The organism is Saccharomonospora iraqiensis subsp. paurometabolica YIM 90007 (assembly GCF_000231035.2).
GTDB lineage: Bacteria > Actinomycetota > Actinomycetes > Mycobacteriales > Pseudonocardiaceae > Saccharomonospora > Saccharomonospora paurometabolica.
This window is the reverse complement of sequence record NZ_KI912255.1, coordinates 1-2,683: the sequence shown is the minus strand read 5'-3', so window position 1 is coordinate 2,683 and position 2,683 is coordinate 1. Positions and strand designations below refer to the sequence as shown.

Annotated in this window: 3 protein-coding genes; 2 read left to right on the top strand and 1 reads right to left on the bottom strand. The window is 73.6% G+C overall.

Annotated elements, in window-relative coordinates; translation table 11 throughout:
* Positions 1 to 717, bottom strand: a 717-nt coding sequence (locus SACPADRAFT_RS0218510) for a (2Fe-2S)-binding protein (RefSeq protein ID WP_157577222.1), incomplete at its 3' end; no start/stop codon positions are given.
* A gap of 230 nt (positions 718 to 947) precedes the next feature.
* Here SACPADRAFT_RS0218510 and SACPADRAFT_RS0218505 point away from each other — a divergent pair.
* Both SACPADRAFT_RS0218505 and SACPADRAFT_RS0218500 read left to right on the top strand, forming a co-directional pair.
* Positions 948 to 2,273 carry an ammonium transporter gene (locus SACPADRAFT_RS0218505; RefSeq protein WP_028662570.1) on the top strand — a complete coding sequence of 442 codons (1,326 nt, stop codon included), beginning with the start codon at positions 948 to 950 and terminating at the stop codon, positions 2,271 to 2,273.
* A complete protein-coding gene (locus tag SACPADRAFT_RS0218500; RefSeq protein WP_007027200.1) occupies positions 2,270 to 2,608 on the top strand; it encodes a P-II family nitrogen regulator in 339 nt (112 codons plus the stop codon). Before SACPADRAFT_RS0218505 ends, SACPADRAFT_RS0218500 begins: the two co-directional genes overlap by 4 nt.
* The last annotated feature ends 75 nt before the right edge of the window (positions 2,609 to 2,683 follow it).

Sequence of the window (2,683 nt, the reverse complement as noted above, 5' to 3'; positions counted from 1 at the left end):
GGCGGGCGTCTGCCGGGGGCAGCTCACGCACTTCGCCGCGTCCGTGCCCCCGCCCGCGACCCCGGGCGCCCGGTAGATCAGGCAGCACGACGAGCGGCGCACCACCACGCGCCCGCCCACCGTCTCGAACCGGGGTCGCGGCACGGTCGTCACCGAGGACGCCGACGACCGGCCCAGGGCCGCGGAGACCTCCCGGACCAGGTCCCCGGCCCGTTCCCGCGCCTGGTCGGGTGTGCCGACGGCCGAACCCGCCCACAGCAGCCGGTTCGCGACCGAGTCGACGGCCACCGCCCACAACGCCCGCGCCGGGGCGCCGCTCACCCCGGCCAGGGCCGCCACCACGGGATCCAGCGCCCGCGCCAGCGCCGCACCGAGATCCGCGGTGTCCGACCCGAGCGTGGCGTCCGACCGTGCGTCCAGGAACCGCCCGTTCGGGTGCATGTCCAGCGTGACCGCGTCGAGCGCGGGATCCCGCGCCACCCCCGTGTGCGCCCACGGCTCCAGCGCCGGGGCCACCAGCACCGAGGACGCCGAGTACCAGCGGATCGTGCCCAGCACGCGGTCGCCCGCGCGGCCGTAGAGCCGTTCGGCCCGCACGAGGTCCTCGGCCAGCCACGTCGGGTCCGCGAGCACCGTCGCCGGCAGCGTCGGGGGAACCGGGCGGGGCGCCGTCCCGTCGGGGTGGTCCCCGGCTGCGGGCGGTGGTGTGCTGGCCATGCCCGTCATTCGACCACGGGGTTTCCCGGCCGGACGACACGGTCCCCGTCCCCCGCAACGTGGGCGTAACGCAGCGCCCGGAACGTTTCACGGCGCCGAAACGGCACACGTGACCGCACGCAACACGGGATCCCGACGCTGACCGGTGACGCGACGGGGTCGCCACGACGGCGGGGCGGCCCCGTCACCGGAACGGCGACGTGGTCGCCGCCGACAGCGAGGAGGCGGGCGTGGAAGGAAACACGGCCTGGTTGCTGACCAGCGCCGCCCTGGTGCTCCTGATGACGCCGGGGCTGGCGTTCTTCTACGGGGGCATGGTGCGTGCGAAGAGCGTGCTCAACATGCTGATGATGTGCTTCGGCGCCATGGGGCTGGTCGGGGTGCTGTGGATGGTCTTCGGCTACTCCGTGGCCTACGGCGCCGACATCGGCGGACTGCTCGGGAACCCGGTCGAGTTCCTCGGCCTGTCCGGGCTGATGACCCCGGAGGGCGATCCGACCTCCGGCACGGTGGACGTCGCCTTCCAGGCGATGTTCGCGATCATCACGACCGCGTTGATCGCGGGCGCGGTGGCCGACCGGATGCGGTTCGGGGCGTGGATGTTGTTCGCCGGGTTGTGGGCCACGCTGGTCTACTTCCCGGTGGCGCACTGGGTGTGGGGGGACGGCGGCTGGATCGAGGGAACCGGTGCGCTGGACTTCGCGGGCGGTACCGCGGTGCACATCAACGCCGGTGCGGCCGCGCTGGGCCTGATCCTGGTGCTCGGCAGGCGCCTCGGCTGGCCCCGGGAACCGATGAAACCGCACAACCTCCCGTTCGTGATGCTCGGGGCGGGGCTGCTGTGGTTCGGCTGGTTCGGGTTCAACGCCGGTTCGGCCTACGCCGCCGACGGTGTGGCCGGGATCGCGTTCGTCAACACGGTGACCGCGACGTGCGCGGCCATGCTGGGCTGGCTGCTGCTGGAGCGGCTCCGGGACGGCAAGGCCACCAGTCTGGGTGCGGCCTCCGGCGTGGTCGCCGGGCTCGTCGCCATCACTCCGGCGTGTGCCTATGTCGACACCTGGGGTGCGTTGACGATCGGCGCGATCGCGGGCGTGGCCTGCGCCGCCGCCGTCGGGCTGAAGTACCGCTTCGGGTTCGACGATTCACTCGATGTGGTGGGCGTCCATCTCGTGGGCGGGCTCGTCGGCACGGTGCTGCTCGGCTTCGTCGCCACCGCGGACGTCGTGGGCGGCGACGGGGAGAACGGGCTGTTCTACGGCGGTGACGCGGGCCTGCTGGGTGTGCAGGTGCTCAGCGCGGTGGCCGTGCTGGCGTACTCGGGCGTCGTGGCCGTGCTGCTGGGCCTGCTGGTCAAGGCCGTCACGGGCGGCCGGGTCGACGCCGAGGCGGAGGCCGCCGGCATCGACGAGGCCGAACACGCCGAGTCCGCGTACGACTTCGGCGGCGGCCACGGCGGCAGGCCGGTGACCGCCGGACCGGGCGGAGCCGGTGTCCCGGCCGGGGCCGCCGGGGCCACCGCGAACCTGAACACTGTCGAGGAGGCCAGGTCATGAAACTGATCACCGCGATCGTCAAGCCGTTCACGCTGGACGACGTCCGCACCGCGCTGGAACAGCTCGGGGTGCTCGGCATGACGGTGAGCGAGGTCCGCGGCTACGGCAGGCAGAAGGGGCACACCGAGGTCTACCGGGGTGCCGAGTACGCCGTGGACTTCGTCGCGAAGTCCCGGATCGAGGTCGTCACCGACGACGCCGGGGTGGACGCGGTGCTCGACGCGATCGTCGACGCCGCGCACACCGGCAGGATCGGGGACGGCAAGGTCTGGGTCACGCCCGTGGAGACCGTGGTCCGGGTGCGCACCGGCGAGCGCGGCCCGGACGCGGTGTAGGGCGGCACCCGTGGCCGCAGGGGGACTCGCCGCGGCCGTCGACCGGCTGCTGGACGGCCACAACGGGGGTGCCGA

What these genes read in the sequence shown, in the direction of transcription:
- SACPADRAFT_RS0218500 (WP_007027200.1), top strand. Translation starts at nt 2,270, where the DNA reads ATGAAACTGATCACCGCGATCGTCAAGCCGTTCACGCTGGACGACGTC.